Below are 21,879 nucleotides of genomic sequence, written 5' to 3'. Positions count from 1 at the left end.
ATTTGCCCCTGGCCGGTCGCCGCCGCGCACGCATGTGTTTGCAGTGTCAGCCGGCAATGCTTAAAGGCTCTCTCCTTTAACGACACGCTTCGCGCATCAAATGTGATAGGTCGAGATCCGTCGCGATCTTCCAGACATGGCCGCGAGAATATCGAATGCCAAAGCGGCGTTCGATCGCCGCGCGAAGCTGCTCGACACTCAGGCGATCTATGACTCCGTGCGAAACCTGTTGATACGCTTGGCATGCGGCGTCTGCGCCTGAGCGTAAGCCGACATCAAATGGCCATCGGACCCTTGGCTAATCGTCACAGTCGACTACGGTAATATCCCCTTTGAAGTTGCCGCAGTACTGATTGCGGTTGGCGTCTGCCACCAATCTGCTCCGCCTCGTAGCGGCGCACATGAGTGGCGAGACCTTCGTCGCGCGTACCCTCATAACTGGGCGCATCCGCACCGCCTCGAAACTCGGATCAACCGACCTAGCGACACGCCACTCGCGAAGTATGTTCCCAATGACTTCTGCCTCAGATGAACTTGAAAAACTGCACGCCGAGAATGCGCGACTTCTGGCGTTGCTCGACGCGCATGGGATCGATGCGCGGCCGCATCTACCCGCGCCAGCAGCACCGTCGCAACCTGAGCCTGCGCGCTTGAACACGGATGAGAAGGTCGTACTGTTCCGCCGCCTGTTTCAGGGGCGCATCGACACGTACCCGATCAGATGGGAGAGTAAGACGGGCAAGTCGGGCTACTCGCCGGCGTGCGCCAACGAATGGCGACCAGGTGTCTGCGAGAAACCCCGCATCAAATGCGGTGATTGCGGTAACCGGCTCCTGATACCGCTGTCCGACCAGATCATCTATGACCATCTCGCCGGCAGACATACGATTGGCGTTTATCCCTTGCTGGCAAACGATACCTGTCGCTTTCTCGCCGTCGATTTCGACGACGCCGACTGGCGCGAAGATGCACAAGCCTTCAGATCTTCGTGCGTTGAATTGGGCGTGCCCGCCGCGCTGGAAATCTCGCGTTCAGGCAACGGCGCCCACGTCTGGATTTTCTTCCTGTCTGCCGTACCCGCCCGCGATGCGAGACGCCTCGGTACCGCAATAATCAGTCACACCTGCGCACAAACGCGGCAACTGAAACTGGCGTCCTACGACCGACTGTTCCCAAGCCAGGACACGACACCCAAGGGTGGTTTCGGCAATCTGATAGCACTCCCGCTGCAGAAAACACCGCGCGAGCGTGGTTGCAGCGTTTTCGTGGACGAACAGCTGCTGCCTTACGCCGACCAATGGGCATATCTGGCCTCCCTCCAGTCGCTTGCCCCTGACGCTATCGAATCGGCGATTTCAGGTGCCACAGGTGGGACACACCCACTCGACGTCACGTTCATCACTGACGAAGACAAGCAGGAACCGTGGAAGTCCCGTCCCATGTCGGGGAACACGCTACCGGGTCTCATGCCGGAGTCGCTCTCTGTCACCTTGGCAAACCTGATCTATTTCGAGAAAACGAAGCTTCCCCAGCCTCTGCTTAACCGGCTAATTCGCCTGGCTGCTTTCCCAAATCCGGAGTTCTTCAAGGCACAGGCGATGCGCTTCCCCGTATGGGACAAACCACGCATCATCGGCTGCGCCGAAAACTACCCGAAGCACGTTGCATTGCCGCGCGGATGTCTCGACGCGGCGCGAGATCTACTTCGTGACAACAAGATCCGGTGCGATCTTCATGATGAACGGTTCGCGGGAGAACCGCTCGATCTCGCGTTCGCGGGCACGCTACGTCCAGACCAGGAAACCGCCGTAACCGCCATGCTGCGATATGACACCGGCGTGCTAAGTGCGCCTACCGCGTTTGGCAAGACAGTGAGCGCGGCTGCGCTGATAGCGCGACGCGGTGTGAACACGCTTGTGCTTGTACATCGGACCGAACTGCTCAGGCAATGGCAAGAAAGACTGCAATCATTTCTTGGCGTTGGAAAAGGCGTCGTCGGCACGATTGGCGGCGGCAAAGCGAAACGAAGCGGCAAAATAGATATTGCTGTCATGCAGTCACTGTCGCGACAGGGCGAAACGAGTGAGTTGGTCGAGCACTACGGGCACGTGATTGTGGACGAGTGTCACCACATATCAGCGGTTTCGTTCGAAGCACTATTAAAGCGGGTCAAGGCGAGGTACGTTTTGGGATTAACGGCGACGCCGATCCGCCGTGACGGCCAGCATCCAATCATCTTCATGCAGTGCGGTCCAATCCGACATACGGCATCTCGCGCGGAGACAGCCCCTCACGACCTTGAGGTCATACCAAGGATGTGGGGGGGCAAAATCGATTTACCAGCCGAGGCCGGCATTCAGGACGTGTTCCGACAGGTCGCTACCGATATGCAGCGGACGGCAGCGATCGCAGACGAGGTCGCGGATGCATTCTCCCGTGGACGCAAGGTTCTCGTGCTGACCGAGCGCACGGATCATATTGCGGCCATCGAAGAGGCCTTGGCCGGACGAATCGAAAAGATTTTCACGCTACATGGCCGGATGTCGAAGAAGCAGCGCAATCTGGTGACTGCTGAACTCGATGCGCTACCGGCTGATGCACCACGGGTGCTCCTCGCGACAGGCAAGCTGGTCGGCGAGGGGTTTGATCATCCGCCGCTCGACACGCTTGTTCTTGCCATGCCAATCTCATGGAAAGGCACCCTCCAGCAATATGCGGGGCGTCTGCATAGGGAGCATGCGACGAAGGTCGACGTGCGGATCATTGATTTCGTCGACACCGCGCATTCGGGGCTACTGCGCATGTGGGACAAGCGCCAGACAGGCTATCGAGCCATGGGCTATAGCTTGGTAAACGCGCGCCCGGCTGAACAACTATTGTGATCTAACGTTCGGCCCCTTAATCGATAGAGGGCACGACGACCTTTATGCCGCTGCTTCAAGCGCGGGCTGATCCAAGGCGATCGTATCCACGATAGCCTGGAACTCGACGAGCAAATCCGCCTGCTGTGCTTGCAGGTACTGACGCACCGATTCGTTCTCAAGCAGCCGCGCGAGATAGCCTTTTGCAAGGACAAGGTTGAGCACGTCCTGCCCGTAGGTCTGCTCCACTAGCTTGTACTGCCCCTGCAGATTACTCATCTCCCGTTCCATTTTCGCCATCTGCTCGGGGCCCACGCCCGTCAGTTTCTTCGGGTTTTTTCCGTCGACCAACCGGGATGCCGGTGTTGCGACGAGCAGTGCTTCGGCATACGCCACGGACAGGTTGTTCGCCGCGGTCATCAGTTCCACGCACTCGACCTGACGGGTCGTTTTCATCTTGCGTAGTGCGCGAACCAGCTCCGGTGAAAACTGCCGGTCCTTCAGCAACTCGGCGGCCTCCGCGCAGACCCCGTCCAGCAACGCCATCCGCTTGAGGATTTGGGTCACATCGACGGCAAGTGCCTTCGCCAGCCGTTCGGGCGATACGCCTCGCTCGACCGCTCGTCGGATCATGCGATGCTCCTGGATCGTCGAGAGCCGGCTCACGCTGACGAACCAGGGTCGCTCTTGCGTTCGCGTTCGTGTACCCCGGACGAGATCATCCGCAAGCGGCGCTTTCGTTCGCCCATGGGTGGGTGCGTATCGAAGACGCTGACCGCCGTGCCGGGGTCGGTGAGCAGGTTCAGCGCGGAGATCATGGCCTCGGGCGAGGTCATCTCGGCCGCGCGTGCGTCGGCGGCGAACTCCCGCTCGCGGCTATAGCTGCAGAAAACCCGATGCAGGACGTAATCAAGCGCGATAAAGGCCACGACGCATAGCCCCGCCTTCCAGGCGATAGGCGCAAGACCTCGCGTGAGCAACCCGAGGAAACTGAAGGCCTCGGTCGATCCGCTGAGCAGAGCGATGGCGACGAAGCCGACGAACACGATGAGCCCGACAGGAATCGCTGCCTGCCGGACACTTCGCCGCGATAGCTCGGCAAATAGCCACGGATATACCTTCAATGCGTGATTGAATGCAAGGATATATGCCTTATTTCTCGTGTCGCCGTGCCGGAGATGCGCGACCTCGTGTGCTGCGATCGCAAGCAGCTCTTCTCGCGATGCCTTGTCTACCAGTTGCGTGGAAAAGCCGATCAGGGCCTTTTTCCCGAATACGGAGGAAATCGCAAACGCATTAAGGTCGCTGGAGGGGTACTGCCCGATTCTCACGTCGTAGTCTAGATCGATCAGCAGCGGCGCGACGAGTTCACGCAGGTTCTCGGCTTCCCGAAACGAACGATTGCCGGCTTCCACGTCGTTGATGTTCAAAAGGTACTGCGTGGTCGACATCAGGGGAAACGCCAGAAGCACAAATACGATAGCGGCAAAGGACGCAGCAGTGTTGGGCGGAAGCGAAAATTTCTGTTGCACTATCAAAAGCGCCGTGGACGCCGCAAATAGAATAAACAGCACCGCCAGCATGTTTCGGGCAAATTTCGGGTAGACGTTAATGCGTTTCATGTGGTTTTTTTGGGAATCAGTCTTAGGTTAACTGCCGGCATATCCGAAACTTCAGGCGATAGCATGTGCGACCGGGACGGCGGCGGACACCTAAGGGTTCGAGCTCGGCGACGATGGCGCAGGTAGTGCTTCATCCGGAGCGGCCGATCGAATTTCGCAGCGGAGACGCCAACTTGCCGTGGCGTCGACCCGATGCAGTGGCGGGCCGAAGCGGGCGCCGTTCTTCGTCTTGGACCAGTGTGGCGAATGACGGCGAGACTATCGACCCGCCCGGCCGTCATAGGTCGGTGCGTCCCGCCTCTCCTTCTCTGGACTTTCGCCTGTCTCGTTTGCTACCATCGCGAGCTCCCTCCGTGCCCGGTAGCCCTCAAACGCGATCTGGATTCCCAGGGAGCCAGCATCCCGATCGCCCTCCGACCTCTTTACCGTTATTTACACCGCCAGCAATAGCGAGGGCCGAGAGCTCCGTGCCGCGTTAATTTTTATCCTAAATTTTAGAATTGCGAAGTCAGCTGAAATCCCACCGTCACCCGCGCGGTTGGAAAGATTCGCGGTTTGTAAAGGGGAGTTCCCGCGAACAGGTCATAAGCAAAAGAACCGAACTTGGCCGCCGCTGAACCTCTAAAGCCAATAACCGCGCCGGCCAGTTGTGTTCCTGCCAGCACAGCAGTGTTTTGCCCATATACGTGCCCATAGTCAATACCAGCGTAAAACGATTGTCCCGTCGATCCGATCGGAATTTGCAGTTCGTTGCGCCAGAAGAAGCCGCGCTCTGAGGCCAGCAACGTCTCCCCGTCAAATCCCCGAACCGTGTAGCGGCTGCCGATCGAAAGGTCATCGATGTAGAACAGCTGGTCGTTGGTGAACTGCCCGTGAAAACTGGTCACGTATCGCAGCGCCTCGCTTGCGATCTGAAACGGTACAGAGAGGTTCGCGTCAAGCACAGCCATTTTGAAACGATAGGTGGGACCGCCCGTTTGCGCTGACGTGTCGGGTGTCGCCCCTAGCCAGCCGATGCCCTGCCGGTACGCGAGGCTGCCGTCGAACTGCGTCGATCCGAAGAAATGCCGGTCGGTCAGCCCGGCTTCAACAAAGGTATTGTCCCGGCGCTGCTGGGTAATCTCGGTGTCTTCGATATAGCTCGCGCCAAAGCGCTTGTTCAATCGCATCTCCATGCCGAGCACATCGGCCTGGCTACGGCTTAGCACGCGCTGAATCTTGAGATCGAGGGTTTGACTATTGCCGCTGGAGACGAACGTCTGGTTGACGCCAGCGATCTGCTGGTAATACGTGTTTGTGTTGCCCGAAAGCGTGACCGTCCAGAATCCATAAGGAATCGAGTAGAACGCATTCCAGCCGTGCGAGCCGCGCGTCTTGTCGCCAAACTCAAGATCCTGATTCGCGCCCGCATTGAGGATATCGTTCAACCCCAATAGATTGTCGATACCAACGCTCACGTTACCCTGCAGCTTGCCTGTCGCCCGCGTGCCCGAGTTGTCGACAGATGCTATGAACGTCCAGGGTTTCTGGCGCTTCACCGAAATCACTACATCACTTTCGCCAGGCTGCTCGGTGGGAACGATTTGCATATCTACGTCTTGGCTGGACACGTGCTTCATCTGCTCTAGGCCCTGCTCAAGTGCGCGCAGGTTTAGCAAGTCGCCTGAGCGCGCGGGGAAAGCAGTTTTCCACGTGCCGCGCATCGACGGATCGGCAAAACGCAGTGCACGGATGACGCCCGGTATCAGCGTGAGTTTCAGTTCACCACTCGACACGTCCTGCTGAGGCACGAGAACCCGCGTGGTGACATAGCCGCGGCTCAGGATGGTCTCGGTCAGCGCGCCAACAATCGTCTCAATGCCTCGCTTGCCGATACACTGTCCTGCGTAATGCGATAGCCAGTCCTGCGCGAAAGCGAAGGGGTCCAGAGGCAACGCCGAGGCGCCTAGCCTGCGCGCTGCATCGGGTAGCAGCGTTGGCACGTCAAGCGAGAAGCGGTCGATAGGGAAGCACGGTGTTTCAGCCGGAAGGCTGGGATAGGCGCCCGCCCGCGGCGCGCTTGATTGAACCGAAGGCGCATTCACGACACGTGCGCGTTCCCGAGCTTCGCGCTGCTGGTCGAGGAGCTGATTCTGCTGAGCCGCTGCGCGTGCTGCGTTTGCGGCATCGGTCGAAGCAGGCAGGGTTTGCGCCTGAGCACCGAAATTGGCGGTCAACAGATCGGCGCTTAATGCGACGTTGATCGTCGTGGATGCGATTTTGGTTGTTTCCAAGAAGCAGCTTGCGGGAAAATCACTAAATGCTTAGCGAATAAAGCGACGCACAGAAGTTTGTTTTAACGGCATCGATTGGGAATTCTTTAGTGCGAAGGAGTTTTGACCGTGACTCGCATTTACATCGTTCGATGAACCACAGCAGTTTTCGTTGTGGCCTGACGTCCCCGGGCTACTGAGACAGGAACGGTGCGTTCGCTTCCAGCGATTCCCGCGCCTCGCAACGCGTGTTCTTCCCACCTCGATAGAATTGTCTTCAGTGTTCCGACCTGCTGAAAATGGCCCCGTCGCATCAATAGTGGGCGTCGCTGTTCCCTGTAGAGTCAGAGCACTCCAGCAGTACGGGAAATTTGTCCTGACCGTGCTGAATAAGGTTTATCACAGTCGACAATGGCGTATTCAACATGCACTGATTTTTCAAAAAGGAGTCGTTCCGTGCAACGTCATTGGTAACATGCAAGCCAGTTGTGTCACGCACCGCGCTCGCCGGAGTCGAAGCATTCACCGGCAATATCTTCTACGCTTATTCGAACGCGACCTCTGACCGGTCCTTTCCTCGTAGACCTGTGCAAAGTCCTTGGCGCTGTCGTTCGCCCAATTGGGTTCGTGGGTACAGTGGCCAATATGCCGGTCTAACTACGGGCTACATAACCAAAAAATTCATCGAGCAACGCTAGATTGCGGGCAATTGCTTCTGTCGAAGCTTCTAACGTAAAGCGTTCTGAATCTTTGTATGACCAGAAATCTGCCGGCCCGAAATACTGCGGGCCGATCCCCAGAGATAGCCCGCTCAGACAAATATTTCGGTCCTTAACGATTGCATACTCAGCAACATGCTTTCTATCCACTAAAAATCTAACGTAGTATCTTTCACCGCTCCCCGGTGCTTGGTCAGCAAAAATAGAAACATGTCTATTTTCATGCGCTTTGTAGAAGCCGTTTACAGTTTCATAGAGCTGGGCGAAGCTCGTCATGTCATCATTTAGTTGCACGATGGAATCCCGATTTGTCCGGCACAATACGATTTGCATTGTCTCTTGCCACTTGCGTTTATCCGGAGGCAACTGGCGGATACACAGATCTCTCGCGATAGCCGCATCGCCGTCGATCATCGTCGTTTAACAACCAAATCTGTTCCTGTCGTATAGACACCTGACACCGATCGTACCCGTCGACAATTTTATTAGTCTTCCCGAAGCCATCGAACGCCCCAGCGTTCTTAAGCGTAGCCTGCTCGGCTGCGTACTGCTGGCCATCGTTCTGCACCTGTTGCGGAAGGGCCTTGTTCGGATCACTGTCGGGTATACCGGCGGAGCACTGTACCAAGGCGCATTCAGCCGCAGCGAGCCGGTACTGTTCTTCCGGACTTTTGCCTTGCTGTAGTTGCTTCAGCTTCTGCTCTTCCGCCGGATGCAATTGCCGGTTGTACCGAACTATCGATTCGGCATTTCGAGCTTAGTCATCGTCCCAGTTAGGAGGGCGGCGGAAGCGTGGATTGATTTTCAAAGTAGAACATATGTGGAGATATGCGCCCACTGCAACAAATGGTAGGCCCATTAGAAACAACACAACTCCAACTCGATGATACCCAAGTGCGAACGCCAAAGCTCCCGAAATCGCGAACGGATACGCCCAAACTGCGACTTTTAGCCCCCTATATCGGTCGTCTAACTTGAACTGCGCAATGTAGAAGAAGATCCCGAAAACAACTACAACGGCAGGAAAAAGGGTCCAGAAGGTCATTGCGCATTTCCTATGATGCATCCAGTAGCTTGCTTGCATTGCATCGCGCCGGCGGCTCCTCCGAGTCCAACCCCGAACACTCCCTTTCCACCAGCGATATTGCCGTCCGCGTCTTTGGTAACGTTTATATTTGTCAGTGCACCCTCTCCTCCGGCGACGAAAGCACCGGTGCTGTTCGTGATGCCAGTGCTAGCGCCGCCTTGGCCTACAGTCACTGCTACACCTGCGGAGGCGGTAAAACCAAGCCCCATTGTTGCGCATGCTTGAGCATAAGCGCAGATATTCGGGCGCGCGCCTACAGATACTGCAAGACCAACTTCGCCCGTCCCACCAAGATCGAAAACGTGTGCCCCCGCGTTCCCTCCCAATTGAATCGTGAAAGTGCCACTCGGAGTGACGCCGTAGGTCAGAGCATTTTGGGCCGGAGTAGGTGCCCCGTTCGAATTTGCACCGAGAAGCGGCTTACCTCGATCGGCCGGAGTTGCATAAAACAGATTTGTTGGCGCGTATTGAGAAATGAAGGCCACTGCCGCTGCATTCCCGCCGGGCACACTGGCCGCCGCGCTGTCCACGAGGCGCAGACCATTTCCCAGCAAGAGCTGCGTTGCTTGGTCGTCGGTAATGGTTTGACCAGTAGTCTTGTCATAGTAAGCCTCGAACGCCTTCAACGTATCCTGCCTCGTCACCCATGCTGTTTCATCCGGATGCAACTGGCGGTTGAAGCGATCCGCATTCGACGCCCCCACCGCACCGGACGATCCTCCCAGCGCCGCGCCAATCCCACCAGCCTCGACGTTGTTCACAAGGTTCGTCACCGCCGCGCTCACATCCGGGTTCGTAATCCCGAGTTGACCCGTCACTTGTTTCGCCAGATCACCCGTGGTCTGAGAAGCAAGCACTGAACCGGCTGTTCCGGCAGCGGCGCCCAACGCATTCCCCCCACCCAATCCCACGACCAGCGCAGCGCCAGCCCCATGAAGCGCTGCCCGATACGCGCCATTGTCAGCCCAACCATCCGCAGTGGTCTGGGCTGCATCGCGTGCAGCCTTGTTCGCATCACTCGGATCTGCTTGATAAGCTTGCTGCGCAGCCGTCAATTGCTGATCGGCGGCCTTCTCTTTCGCCGTCGCAATATCTCCAACCGTTTTCGAAACCGCTTCACCTGCCGCACTGGCGGCGGCGGCCATATCGGCTTGATTCGTGAGGATATTATTCAGGTCAGGACTCTTGTTCAGAACGGTGCTTGTACCAGTCGTATCTCGCGACAAGCTCGCCAGAGCCTGCGTTTGCTGCGTCCCGTTGGTCAACACAATACTGCCGTCGCTCACGGCGCTTCTGGTTGTGCCGTCCTGACTCCCGTTGGAATTCTGGGGCAAGGCAGGCAAGATACTGCCCGTGTTCGTGCCCGACGTGGGACCCGTCGGCTTTTCGACCGACTGATTACCGGTCGTCATGGCGCCGCTAATTCCCTTCGTCGACGCGCTGTAGTCCGCATGATTCTGAATGTCACTAAAAGTCAGCGTCCCGGTCGTCAGGCTGTTCTGGTCCGCGCTCGCCGTGCTGGAAATAATCCCGCCCTTCAGATCGGTATTGCCCTTTACCGCGATGTTGAATCCACCATCTCCGGCCGAGATGCCGGTCTGCTCGGCAACCTCTCCACGCTGCTGCGCGGTTTGCTCGCCGATCGCGCCCGCGCCGAGGCTCGCCGAGTGTGGACAATGAGTCTGCTGAGCGCGGGATCGGTGGGCCTCGCACTCTATCTGTTCTTCGCCTTCGCTCAACGCACGGGCGACGACGTGAGGGAGATCGCCGAGTGCATGGCGAGCGCGGGCGCGGGGGACCTCAGGAACCGGCTGGACGTCACCGGCCGCGATGAACTGGCTTCGATTCGCGGCGGCCTGAACACGCTGCTCGTCGCGCTTAACGACATGATTGTCTCGACCAAGGCGAGCGCCGAATCCGTGCTCGCGGGTAGCGAGGAGATTGCGTCGGGAAACCTCGACCTGTCGCGGCGTACGGAAGAACAAGCGGCATCTCTCGAACAAACTGCCGCGAGCATGGAGGAGCTCACATCGACTGTCCGCCATAACACCGACAACGCGCGCCAGGCGGGCGCATTGAGTCGCGATGCATCGACGAAAGCGACCAGCAGCGGCGAAATCATCACGCGTGCGGTGGCCGTCATGAACGAGATCGGCAAGCGCTCGGCCGAGATGGGCGACATGATTTCGACTATCGAGAGCATCGCTTTCCAGACCAACATCCTTGCGCTGAACGCGGCAGTGGAAGCGGCACGCGCGGGCGATCAGGGTAAAGGCTTCGCGGTCGTGGCCGGCGAGGTGCGGACACTTGCCCATCGCACGGCTGTCGCTGCCAAGGACGTGAAGGGCTTGATCGAGCGTTCGGCCGAACGCGTGCAGGGCGGGACCGTGCTCTTCCATGAAGCCGACGCGGCGATTCAAAGCGTCATTACGTCGATCAGCGACGTCGATGTGATCATCAACGAGATCGCCGGCGCCTCCGCACAGCAGGTCGATGGCATTGAACAGGTGAACGTCGCGATCGCACAGCTTGATCGCGTGACGCAACAGAACGCGGCGCTGGTGGAAGAGGCGGCCGCGGCAAGCGCTTCGCTCAAGGAGCAGGCCTTGCGGATGGAAGGCGTGGTCGCTGAGTTTGAGGTGGCGCGGTAGGCGGCGGGTTGTTTCGAACGGTGCCGTGGACGCTTGCCCGGCTTGTCCACGGCACCGAGTATCGCCCTCTCTTTATGCGTGACGCCCTTCCGTAGTCCTCCTCGCTAAGGCCCACGCGCGTCATTACACGCCGCGAAATTGTGAAAAACGATCTCAAGCGTCGGCAATAGGCATCGCGCGGTTTACAGTCCACGGTTACATCGAAGCGGTTCGGCGCTGCGGCACAAGCGCGCGTACGAACAATGCTCGTTCGCTAATAACCGATAAGACTTCATGGCCCGACCTAATTTTCAACAAGCGAAACAATCCGGCGGCATGCGCCAATCCTCTGCGGCTATGCAAGCGCGCCTGGCCAACATTGCCGAACAGTTCCAGACGGCGTACGCGGCCGGGGATTTTCAGAACGGTGCGAAATTCGCCGAAGAAGCGCTTCGAATCACACCGGACAACATGACGATTTTGCCGGACTACGCGCTGTGCCTCATGCGTATCAAAGAGTACGACCACGCGTACAAGATATACATGAGCATCCACAACGCACCCGCGAGCAAGCGCAAGCTGGCGTCGTCGACATGGCTTGATGGCTTGGTCGAAGTGTGCGGCTGGCTGGGTAAAACTGAAGAAATGCGCGAATACGGATTGCGCTCCTTACGCGCTTCCGACGCCAAATGCGGCGCTAATCCGAGCGAGCTAATTCCCGATTCCCCACCGCCCGAATTTAACCCGGCGAACCCTGCTGAAAACGTGATCGCGTATTCGCTGTTTGGATCGAATCCGCGATATTGCGAGCCTGCTGTCATGAACGCGGAGATCACGCGCGACATGTTCAAGGGCTGGACGTGTCGTGTTTATCTGGACGCAACTGTTCCTGACCATGTTCAGCGAAGGCTCAAGGAAGCCGGCGCCGAAGTTGTTTTCATGGACCATGACTCGGGCATTCATCCGCTGATGTGGCGCTTTCTCGTGATCGATGATTCTAGCGTCAAACGCTTCCTTCTCCGCGATGCCGACGCGCTGTTGTCCGAGCGCGAATACGCAGCGGTACAGGAATGGGTCAATGGTCCGTACTACTTCCACGTCATCCGCGACTACTTCACTCACACGGAATTGATTCTGGCGGGACTTTGGGGCGGATGCTCAGGCGTCCTGCATAACGCTGTTGGATCGATGCAGCAATTCGTCGCGAAGAACACGAACAGCGGGCGCTTCATCGACCAACATTATTTACGCGAGAACGTCTGGCCGACATTGCGCAAAAGCGTGTTGTCCCACGACGATCTGTTCGGTTTCCACGATGCCAAACCGTTCCCCCCGCACGCGCCGAACAGATGGAACACGGAAAAATTCCACGTCGGCAGCAATGCCAGCTATCAGGCGATCGGCGGCGAAAGTGCGCTGCCGGAGGGCGCTGCGCAACGGCTGATTTTCAGCTCGGCAGATGGCAAGCCATTGTTCGATTACCAAGCGACCGTGCAGAAAGGCGAATGGCGTCTGGACATGCCGTTCTTCGTGATTGAGAAGATCGCGTCACAGGAGATCGTGGTCCGCCGCGAGGAATAAGCGGCCACTAGCGCTCACTAAGCGCTCACTAAGCGCCCACAACTTCCACCGTCGAAAAGCCGATGCCCACGCTTTTCGTCACTCTGATCTGCAGCGGAATGCGCTCTTTGAGCGCTTCCACGTGGCTGATCACGCCAATCATCTTGCCGCTTGCGTTCAACGAGTCGAGCGCGTTGAGCGCAATCTCCAGCGTCTCGCCGTCGAGCGTGCCGAAACCTTCATCGAGGAACAGCGAGTCGATGGAAGTCTTGAAGCTAACCAGATCCGATAAAGCCAGCGCCAACGCAAGACTCACCAGGAAGCTTTCGCCGCCCGATAACGTACGTGTGTCGCGCGCAATGTCACCCTGCCACATATCGAGCACTTCCATTTCCAGATCGCCGGCGAGCTTGCGGTTCAACTGGTATCGCCCATGCAATTGCGTGAGTTGCCGGTTCGCGAGATAGATCAAATGATCGAGCGTCAGGCCTTGCGCAAACTTTCGATACTTCGCGCCATCGGCGGAACCGATCAGGCTGCTCAAGCGTTGCCACAAGTCGAAGCGAACGCGTTGAGCATCGATCTGTTGATACAGCGCCTGCTTTTCCACGCGCAAGCGGTCGTCGTTCTTGAGCGTCGCGCGAAGCTCGCCTTGTTTTTCGCTCAGTGTCTTCAACGTTGCAAGCAGTTCATCAACCGTGCGTTGCAATGCTTCTGCGTCTTGTTCGGTCTTAGGCTCTTTCAGCAATTCCGCACGATGATTTTCCGCGCTCGTGCGCAGCGTGCGCACCGTCGTCAACAGATCATCGAGTTCGCGTTTCAACGTTTGCAAGCGCTCGCGTTCTTCGTTCGGCAACAGCGCTTCGGTGAACGCTTGTTCATCGGCGAAGATGCTTTTGGCCAACGCGCTCGTCCACGCTGCTAATGTTTTCTCCGCGCGTTCAGTGTCTTCGCTCAGGCGTATCGTTAGCGTTCTCTGCGTACCTTCCAGCGCGGTGGTTTTATCGCGCGCGGCTTCGTAGTGTTTTATAGCCGATGAAAACGCGGCGTCGGCATCGTCCGTCGCTGCAACAACCTCAGTCTGCGATTCGACAAAATCCGCTTCGCAAGCGGCCCATCGCGTGGACCATTTTTCCGCCTCGGACGACGAAGCCTCAAGCGCTTGCCGCGCTCGATCTGTCTGCTGCGCCAATGTGCGGCTTCGCTCCGATGCCTGCTGCCACGCCTTCCATTCGGCATCACGCTCACCGAGCCACGTTTGCCATGAAGCCCACGAATCCGGGCGCAAGTAGCCGACGGACGTCACGGATTCGTCAAGCGCCTGCTCTCGCTTAACTAGCGCGCCCTGCAATGACGCTGCGTGATCGGCGGTTTCTTTAAGCGATTTTTCCGCAGCGCTTTGCTTCTCTTCAAGCAGCTTGAGATCGTGCAGATGCTGGACTGATTTCCGTTCCGCCGCATTCGCGGCGTTCGCGTGCTGCTCAATCACCGTCTTCTGTTGATCCACCGCGGCAAGCGTTTCTTGCGCGTGCTTCAACTTGGTCGCGTGTTCGTGCGCATGGTTATCGAGCGCGCTTTGCTCAATGGTTTCCAGTTCAAGTTGGGCGCATAACTGCGTCCAGCTTGCAGCGTGCGAACCAGCGTCGGTGATCCATGTAGCGATACGTTTTCCGAGTTGCTCGATCGCCACATTCAACTCCGCGATAGCGACATTGATCGCCAAAGCTTCCTTGCGTTTGCTATCCAACGCGAGTTGTTTGCCCTTCAACGCTTGCTCGGTCGCGGAGACATCGAGCGATGCATACGCACTGATCGACGGATGCTCCAGCGATCCGCATAAAGGACAGGCTTCTCCAGGCTGTAACGCTGCGCGGTGACCGGCGAGATCAAGAATGCGCTGTTCCTGATGCATTAATTTGCGCTTGTCCTCAATCTGCTCAACGAGCGTTTCAATCTCTTTGGCGAGGCGATCGCGTTGCTCCGGCAGCGGTTTGAACGATGCGTTTTTCAGCGCAAGTTCTTCGCGATCCAGTGCGAGTTGTTTGGTCCCCCGAGCAATCGTTTCGCCGATATGCGCAAGCTTGCCAAACAATTGATGTTGATCCTGAAGGCGCTGACACCGCGTCTTTAAAGCAGATTCGTGCTCGCCGTTCAACAGCGTCAAAAGCTTCGCGCGCTGCTCGGCTTCGCCTTTGCGCGCGTGCTCGGCTGCGGTCGTTGCGTCCCGCACGGCAATACGCTGAACATCGATCGCTTGGGCTTGCTTACCGATCGTGAGCGTTAGCTCATCACGCTTTCTGCCGGTCGTCTCAATGTCGCCAAGCGTCTGCTGGCGCATCGCGAATTGCTGCTGCCACAACACAATCTGCTCGCCAAGTCTGCTTCGATGCGGATGTTCATCGAGCGTGGACTGCACGGCTTTGGCGTCGGCCAGAATCTCGTTCAGTGTGCGTTGTCGAAGTTCCGTTATCCGTTCACCCATCGCCGATGCCACACGTAGACCACGCGCCGCATCGATCGACACAGCCTGCTTGTCTGCTGTGGCGCTCGCTAATTGACGCGATGTCTTCACATGCCCGTCGCGTGCCGTGAGCATGGCCGCATGATCCGCACGCAGCTTTTCGGCAGGCTCACTCGCGGCTAAACGATCGAGCGAAGGCTTGGCATCGGTAATCTTCGCTTCCGCTTGTCGTTGATTCGTCAGCGCCTGTTCAAGCTGCACGTCCGCTGCCGATAACGCCGATCGCCACGCCTGCATCCCACGCGTTGTATCGAGTTGCTTGACGTGCGCCGCTTCTTGTTCACCGACCGCGATCTGTTCTTGCTGCAACCCGGACCGCTGCTCTTCAGTCAGCAACTGAACACCATCGGCGCGTACGAGCAACGTATCCAGCGCAAGCTTCTCATTGCGCGTCCGCTCGAATACGTTCTGCGAAATCGTGCCGTAGATATCGGTGCCAGTGAGTTCTTCGAGCAACTCGGCGCGCTCGTTCGCCTTCGCTTCGAGGAACGCGGCGAAACCGCCTTGGGCGAGCATCATCGACTTGGTGAAGCGGCCGAAATCGAGTCCGGTGATCTCTTCGACTTTCCTCAACTTGTCCACGATCCGCTCGGTCATGATCGTGCCATCCAGACGCGCGAGTTCCACCTTGGGCGCTTGCAGATTGCCGTCGGCTTTATCGCGTGCGCGACGCTGGCTCCAGAACGCCCGATACCCTTCGCCCTTCACCTCGAACTCCACTTCCGCGAGGCATTCGAACGTGTGCCGCGTCATTAGCTCGTTGGTTCCTTGCGAGACGGTGTCCATGCGCGGCGTGCGGTGATAGAGCGCAAGGCAGATCGCATCGAGCAAGGTGGTTTTGCCCGCGCCGGTCGGGCCGGTGATCGCGAACAAGCCGTTATCGCGAAACGGCGGCTGGCTGAAGTCGATCTTCCATTCGCCCTTTAGCGAGTTGAGATTCCGCAAACGCAACGACAAGATCTTCATGCTGCATCCGCCTCGCCAATCTCAGCCACAACCTCGCGATACATTGATAAAAGCTGCAAGCGCGTTTCCTCGTCGATGGTTTCCGTTTGCAGCCGGCGCGCGAATACATCATCGGGCGTGAGTTCGTTCAAGGTTTCCTTGGCTTGCGACTGCAGTGCGGCAGAGAAAGAAGAACGCTCGCGACGAATGCGCAGTACTTCGACCGGCAGGTCTTCGGTAATCTTCTGGACACGCGACTGGAGATCGCTTAGGTAGTCATCGGCAGAGACCACGATTTCGAGCCACACGGTCTCGCCTTCAACTGCCTGGGACGCAGCCACGGAGACTGCAGCCTCAAGCTCCCTCAACGATCCTTTCACCGACAACAACGGCTGAAAGCACGGCACGTCGAGGACAGTCACGCGTTCAAGTCCGTCCGACGATACATCCACCAGCAGCATCTCTTTCTGCTGCCGGGCTTCGTCGAAGCTCAGTGGGATTGGCGATCCGCTGTAGCGAATGTGCTCCAACCCGCCCACTTTCTGCGGCCGGTGAATATGCCCGAGCGCGATGTAATCGGCTGCCGGAAATGCGCTCGTTGGAAAGGCTTCCAGCGCGCCCACATAAATCTCCCGTACCGATTCACTCGCGCTCGCGCCGACCGTCGTCAAATGACCGGTCGCGATAATCGGCAAATGCACGCCAAGCTCCACGCGCTTCTGCTCGGCCAGCGCGAACAGCGCCTGATAGTGCGCGTGAATCGCGTCTTGCAGCGACTGCTGTTTCTCGCGTGCGCTCTGTCCCGCGATGCTCTGCAGCACATCGCGCGGACGGATGAACGGGATGGCGCAGACAATCGCGCCGGGCTTGCCGTCGCGCGTGGTGAGCACACGAACCTGTTCGTTCGGATCGTCCTGCACGGAGGGAATGACGACGGTATTCAACGCCGTCAGCAAATGGCGCGACTCTTCGAGCACGGCGACGGAATCGTGATTGCCCGCCAGCAGCGTCAAACCAACGCCCGCATCGCGCAAAGCAAGAATCAGCGAGTAATACATCTCGCGGGCGTAGCTGGGCGGTGCGCCGGTATCGAAGATATCGCCGGCGATCAGCACGGAATCCACCGCGTGCAGCCGCGTTTGCTCGACGAGCCACGCGATCAGCTTTTGATGTTCGGCCTGGCGGGAATGCCCAAGAAAGTACTGGCCGAGGTGCCAGTCCGAGGTGTGCAGGATTCGCATCGGGGAGGTGGGTTGAAGGCGTTGCCGCGCATCGTTTTAGTGGCTGCCAGTTTAGCCGATCGACTTGCCCCAAGCGCCGGAACGGGCCGCTAATCGACCTATAAGACCCCGGAAAATGCCGTAAAACAAGGCAATTGCGCCGTGTACGCGTACACTTCGGCTTCTAATTGCGCGTAAAACAGCGCGCGCCGGCCTTGGCCGATGCCCTTTTCACGCCGCAACCCCATCAATTACGCTCAAATCAATCATGTTTATCTGCCGAAACCAGCCGTGCGGCGCCGAATGGCAACTCGCCGACGTGCTTATCAAGAATGAAGGCCAAGGCCTGATGTTCCGCTGCCCTATGTGCGGCGCGCGCAACAAAGTGCTGCGCCACGATGCGCCCGACGGCACGATCACCTACGAGCAGGACAATTCGGTCCCGCCGAAACCTGCTGCAAAGTAACAACCTAAGCTCATGACCACCCCAACTTCATTCAACGCCTTGCCGCTTTCGCCGGCGATGCTGGCGAACCTCGAACAACTCGGTTATCTGACGATGACCCCGATCCAGGCCGCCAGCCTGCCGATCGCGCTCGCAGGCCACGATCTCATCGCGCAGGCGAAGACGGGTAGCGGCAAGACGGCCGCATTCGCGTTGCCGCTGCTCGCGAAAATCGATCCGCGACTGTTCTCCGTTCAAGCGCTTGTGTTGTGCCCGACGCGCGAACTCGCCGACCAGGTGACGCAGGAAATCCGCCGCATTGCGCGCGCGGAGGACAACATCAAGATCCTGACGCTGTGCGGCGGCTCGCCCATGCGCCCGCAGATCGCCAGCCTTGAACATGGCTGTCACATTGCCGTGGGAACGCCCGGGCGGATCATGGATCACCTCGAACGCGGCACGCTGCCGCTGACCGCGCTGAAAACGCTGGTCCTCGATGAAGCCGACCGCATGCTCGACATGGGTTTCTTCGACGACATCGTCGCGGTGGTCAAGCAATGTCCGAAGGATCGCCAGACGTTGCTGTTTTCCGCGACGTATCCGGAAGGCATCGCGAAACTGAGCCAGCAATTCCTGCGCAAGCCGCAGGAAGTCAAGCTCACCGAGCAGCACACGAATTCGAAGATCAAGCAGCGCTTCTACGAAGTCCACGACAACGAACGCCTGCACGCGGTAGGCCAGTTGCTCGATCACTATCAGCCGGTGAGCACGCTCGCGTTCTGCAACACGAAACAGCAGTGCCGTGACTTACTCGATGTCCTCGTCGCGCAAGGTTTCAACGCGCTCGCGCTGCACGGCGAACTCGAACAACGCGAACGCGATCAGGTGCTCGTGCAGTTCGCGAATCGTAGTTGCTCGGTGCTGGTCGCGACTGACGTGGCCGCGCGTGGGCTGGACATCACGCAACTGGAAGCCGTGATCAACGTCGATGTCACGCAAGATCCCGAGATCCACGTTCACCGCATTGGCCGAACGGGCCGCGCCGATCAGGAAGGCTGGGCGCTGAGCCTCGCGAGCATGAATGAAATGGCGCGCGTGAGTTCGATCGAACAGGCGCAGAAAAAGGAAGTGGAGTGGCACAAGCTGAGCGAACTGACGCCGGCGACGCCGGGTCATCTTCAGCCGCCCATGGCAACCCTGCAGATTCTGGGCGGCCGTAAAGAAAAGATTCGTCCCGGCGATGTACTTGGGGCGCTGACCGGCGACGCCGGTTTCGAAGGCTCGCAGATCGGCAAGATCAACGTAACGGACATGGTCACGTACGTGGCGGTCGCGCGGGATATTGCCGATCAGGCGGTGAAGAAGTTGTCGGCGGGCAAGGTGAAGGGCAAGAAGGTGAAGGTGCGGCGCATTTAAGCGCATTTAGTTTTAGAGCGCCGGGCCTGCAATTTGCACCCATGAATCGATGAAACCAGTCAGGGCGGATATGCGTATGCATTCATATCCGCCCTTAATCGATACCTTGGTGCCCCATGTCCCGCTATTCGCGCGTTGTTGTCGCTGTTTTGTTCACGCTGCTATTGACCGCGTGCATGTCCTCCCCGCCGAACCCCAATCCTCGCGCGAGCGTAGAGCCGAAGCTCGCCTCGGTCGATTTGCCACGTTATATGGGACGTTGGTATATCGTCGCTAACATTCCGTATTTCGCCGAAGACAATTTCGTCGGTAGTTACGCGCAATGGAAACTTCGCGATGACGGTAAAATCGACGATTCATATTACGCGCACAAGGGCTCATTCGACGCCCCGCTCAAGCATTATCAATTCACGGATTCAATCGTTCCCGGAACGAATAACGCCGAATGGAGCGTGCGCATTTTCTGGCCGATCTACGCGAGCCAGCAAACGCTTTATGTCGATCCGGATTATCAATACACAATCCTCGGTTATCCGGGGAAGAAGCTGGCCTGGATCTTCGCGCGCTCGCCGGACATCAGCGACGCGAAATACCATGAACTGCTGGGCCGCCTGGACGAGATGGGTTACGACACCTCGCGATTGCGTCGCGTGCCGCAGACGCCGGAACAAATCGGCAAGCCGGGCTTCCATTCCCCCGGTGATAAAGATTGATGCCCCCCATCAGCGAAACTCATAACCTCAACCAGCGAAACAAGGGATAGGAGGAATCCGATAGCTGGACGGGAAGGCAGCGCTTAGCATCGAGAGGTTATCCACTTTGATGAATACGCCGCCATGAATCAACTTTCCGCACCCCTCGCTGCCGCTTTGGATCTCCATCAGGCAGGCCATATGGCCGAGGCGGAAAGTGGCTATCGCGCGATTCTCAAAGAACGTCCCGATCACGTCGATGCGTTGCATTACCTCGGTGTGTTGCTGCATCAACGTGGCGACAACGAAGACGCCGCGACGTTGCTGGATCGTGCGCTTGGGCTTGCTCCCGGCGGGTCCGCGTGCTGGAGTAATCGCGGGCTGGTGGCTACGGCGCTAGGCGATCTTCCTCATGCCGTGGCGTGCTACGAGCGCGCTCTCGCCATCGATCCGGCGTTCGCCAACGCACGCAACAACCTTGGCACAGCGCTGCAAAAGCAGGGCCGCTTCGACGAATCCATCGAACAGCTCGAGCTGTTGCTTGCTCAAGATCCTGATTTCATCGACGCCCGTTTAAACCTCGGTTCAACGCTCGCTTCCGCGAAGCGCTACGACGAAGCGTTGGCGGTATATCGCGAGGCGCTTGCACGGGATCCGGTCAACTTCCACGCGCATTTCGGCGAAGGCAACGCGCTGCGCGAACTGAAGCGATTCGACGAAGCGGTCGCGAGCTTGCATCGGGCGCTTGCTTTGAAACCGGACCACTTCGAGGCGAACGTGAATCTCGGCACGACGCTCGGGCTGTTTGGGAAATTCGTGGAGGCGGAGGCGCAGTATCGCCGGGCGCTGACCTTGCGTGACGATCCGCAGATTCATGTCTGCGTAGGCGCGGCTATCGGCTCGCAGGGGCGTTTTGAGGAAGAGGAGCCGCATTATCGGCGCGCGCTGGAACTCGCGCCCGACCACGCTGACGCACAGCACAACCTGGCGTTGTTGGAGTTGCGACGCGGGAACTTCAGGGAAGGCTGGGCGCTGCACGAAGTGCGCTGGCGCTCGAGCAAGTACACGCCGATGAACATTCCCGGGGTGCCGGAATGGCACGGGGAATCGCTGCAAGGCAAGACGTTGTTGGTCGCCGGCGAGCAGGGGCACGGCGACATGATTCAGTTCGCGCGCTATGCGCCGGTGCTTGAGCAAATGGGTGCGACCGTCGATGTGTGGGTGCCGGAGAACATCGTGGAGCTGATCCAGAGCGTGCGCGGGGTGCGTCGGGCGCTGCGCATGGGTCCGACGAACGAATACGACTACTGGACGCCTTCAATGAGCGTACCGCATCGCGTGGCACATCTCGTTCCTGGCGTTATCGCCGACACGCCCTACATGAGCGTAAGCGCCGAGCGGATTGGTTCGTGGCCGGCGCGTGTGAAAAAACTGGCGGGCGCTCGCAGGAAGATTGGCATCGTGTGGGCGGGCAGCCCGACGTTCGGCAACGATCAATTCCGCTCGATGCCATTCGCCGCGTGGTCACCCTTCGCGGAGGTGGCGAACACCGAGTGGTTTTCGCTGCAGAAGGGGCCGGCCCGGGAACAGCTTTCAAATTCGGAGTGCGCGCTGAAACCGCACGATCTGACCGACGACATTCACGATTTCGCCGATACCGCCGCGCTGATCGAGCAACTCGATCTGGTGATAACAGTGGATACATCGGTGGCTCACGTGGCCGGTGCGCTTGGCAAACCCGTGTGGGTGTTTTTGCCGGCGAATAACGACTGGCGCTGGATGCAGAACCGCGACGACAGCCCTTGGTATCCGCGCACGCGGCTGTTCAAGCAGACTACGCTGGGAGACTGGACTGACCCGGTGGCGCGGGCGAAAGCGGCGTTGATGGCGGGGTGAATGTTTTGCGCGC

The 21,879-nt window shown here is 58.4% G+C and carries 13 protein-coding genes and 1 pseudogene; 7 read left to right on the top strand and 7 right to left on the bottom strand.

The window, feature by feature from the left end:
• The first annotated feature begins 512 nt into the window (after nt 1-512).
• On the top strand, nt 513-2,882 hold the full coding sequence (locus GSQ93_RS02815) for a DEAD/DEAH box helicase family protein (protein WP_158934143.1): 2,370 nt from the start codon (nt 513-515) through the stop codon (nt 2,880-2,882).
• 42 nt (nt 2,883-2,924) lie between these two features.
• Here the strand turns inward: GSQ93_RS02815 and GSQ93_RS02810 are convergent.
• The 5 genes and pseudogenes from GSQ93_RS02810 to GSQ93_RS37950 form a co-directional block, all read right to left on the bottom strand.
• Nucleotides 2,925-3,527 (bottom strand): annotated as a pseudogene (locus tag GSQ93_RS02810) (plasmid partitioning protein RepB C-terminal domain-containing protein); the annotation flags it as partial.
• Entirely contained in the window at nt 3,524-4,312 is a 789-nt protein-coding gene (locus GSQ93_RS02805) for a M48 family metallopeptidase (protein ID WP_254073730.1), read from the bottom strand. The pseudogene GSQ93_RS02810 and the gene GSQ93_RS02805, both read right to left, overlap by 4 nt.
• A 665-nt stretch (nt 4,313-4,977) precedes the next feature.
• Entirely contained in the window at nt 4,978-6,726 is a 1,749-nt protein-coding gene (locus GSQ93_RS02800; protein ID WP_158934169.1) for a ShlB/FhaC/HecB family hemolysin secretion/activation protein, read from the bottom strand.
• A gap of 662 nt (nt 6,727-7,388) precedes the next feature.
• Complete coding sequence (locus GSQ93_RS02795; protein ID WP_158934140.1) at nt 7,389-7,868, bottom strand: hypothetical protein; 480 nt, start codon at nt 7,866-7,868, stop codon at nt 7,389-7,391.
• Nucleotides 7,869-8,495: 627 nt separating this feature from the next.
• Entirely contained in the window at nt 8,496-10,280 is a 1,785-nt protein-coding gene (locus tag GSQ93_RS37950) for a hypothetical protein (RefSeq protein WP_254073726.1), read from the bottom strand.
• Here GSQ93_RS37950 and GSQ93_RS37945 point away from each other — a divergent pair.
• Both GSQ93_RS37945 and GSQ93_RS02780 read left to right on the top strand, forming a co-directional pair.
• Entirely contained in the window at nt 10,218-11,192 is a 975-nt protein-coding gene (locus GSQ93_RS37945; protein WP_254073725.1) for a methyl-accepting chemotaxis protein, read from the top strand. The genes GSQ93_RS37950 and GSQ93_RS37945 overlap by 63 nt on opposite strands.
• A 273-nt stretch (nt 11,193-11,465) precedes the next feature.
• Nucleotides 11,466-12,752: a tetratricopeptide repeat protein gene (locus GSQ93_RS02780; RefSeq protein WP_216857572.1), complete on the top strand. Its 1,287-nt coding sequence runs from the start codon at nt 11,466-11,468 to the stop codon at nt 12,750-12,752.
• Between the two features lie 28 nt (nt 12,753-12,780).
• Here the strand turns inward: GSQ93_RS02780 and GSQ93_RS02775 are convergent, their stop codons facing one another.
• The gene (locus tag GSQ93_RS02775) at nt 12,781-16,218 is read right to left on the bottom strand and encodes an AAA family ATPase (RefSeq protein ID WP_158934137.1); all 3,438 of its coding nucleotides are present in this window, start codon (nt 16,216-16,218) and stop codon (nt 12,781-12,783) included.
• Nucleotides 16,215-17,438 (bottom strand): exonuclease subunit SbcD, encoded by a 1,224-nt coding sequence (sbcD, locus tag GSQ93_RS02770; RefSeq protein ID WP_158934136.1) that lies wholly within the window; start codon nt 17,436-17,438, stop codon nt 16,215-16,217. The genes GSQ93_RS02775 and sbcD overlap by 4 nt, the downstream gene beginning before the upstream one ends.
• 247 nt (nt 17,439-17,685) lie before the next feature.
• On the opposite strand from sbcD, the gene GSQ93_RS02765 reads away from it, so the two are divergent.
• From GSQ93_RS02765 to GSQ93_RS02750, 4 genes are all read left to right on the top strand, one after another.
• Entirely contained in the window at nt 17,686-17,883 is a 198-nt protein-coding gene (locus tag GSQ93_RS02765; RefSeq protein WP_047895277.1) for a hypothetical protein, read from the top strand.
• Nucleotides 17,884-17,895: 12 nt separating this feature from the next.
• Nucleotides 17,896-19,278 (top strand): ATP-dependent RNA helicase DbpA, encoded by a 1,383-nt coding sequence (dbpA, locus tag GSQ93_RS02760; RefSeq protein WP_158934135.1) that lies wholly within the window; start codon nt 17,896-17,898, stop codon nt 19,276-19,278.
• A gap of 116 nt (nt 19,279-19,394) precedes the next feature.
• A complete protein-coding gene (locus tag GSQ93_RS02755; RefSeq protein ID WP_158934134.1) occupies nt 19,395-19,991 on the top strand; it encodes a lipocalin family protein in 597 nt (198 codons plus the stop codon).
• A 123-nt stretch (nt 19,992-20,114) separates the two neighbouring features.
• A complete protein-coding gene (locus GSQ93_RS02750; protein ID WP_158934133.1) occupies nt 20,115-21,866 on the top strand; it encodes a tetratricopeptide repeat protein in 1,752 nt (583 codons plus the stop codon).
• Nucleotides 21,867-21,879: the final 13 nt, after the last annotated feature.

Origin of the sequence: Burkholderia sp. S171 (genome assembly GCF_009766085.1) — a bacterium.
Lineage (GTDB): Bacteria > Pseudomonadota > Gammaproteobacteria > Burkholderiales > Burkholderiaceae > Caballeronia.
The sequence above is the reverse complement of the archived record's forward strand: the minus strand, read 5'-3'. Positions and strand labels throughout refer to the sequence as shown.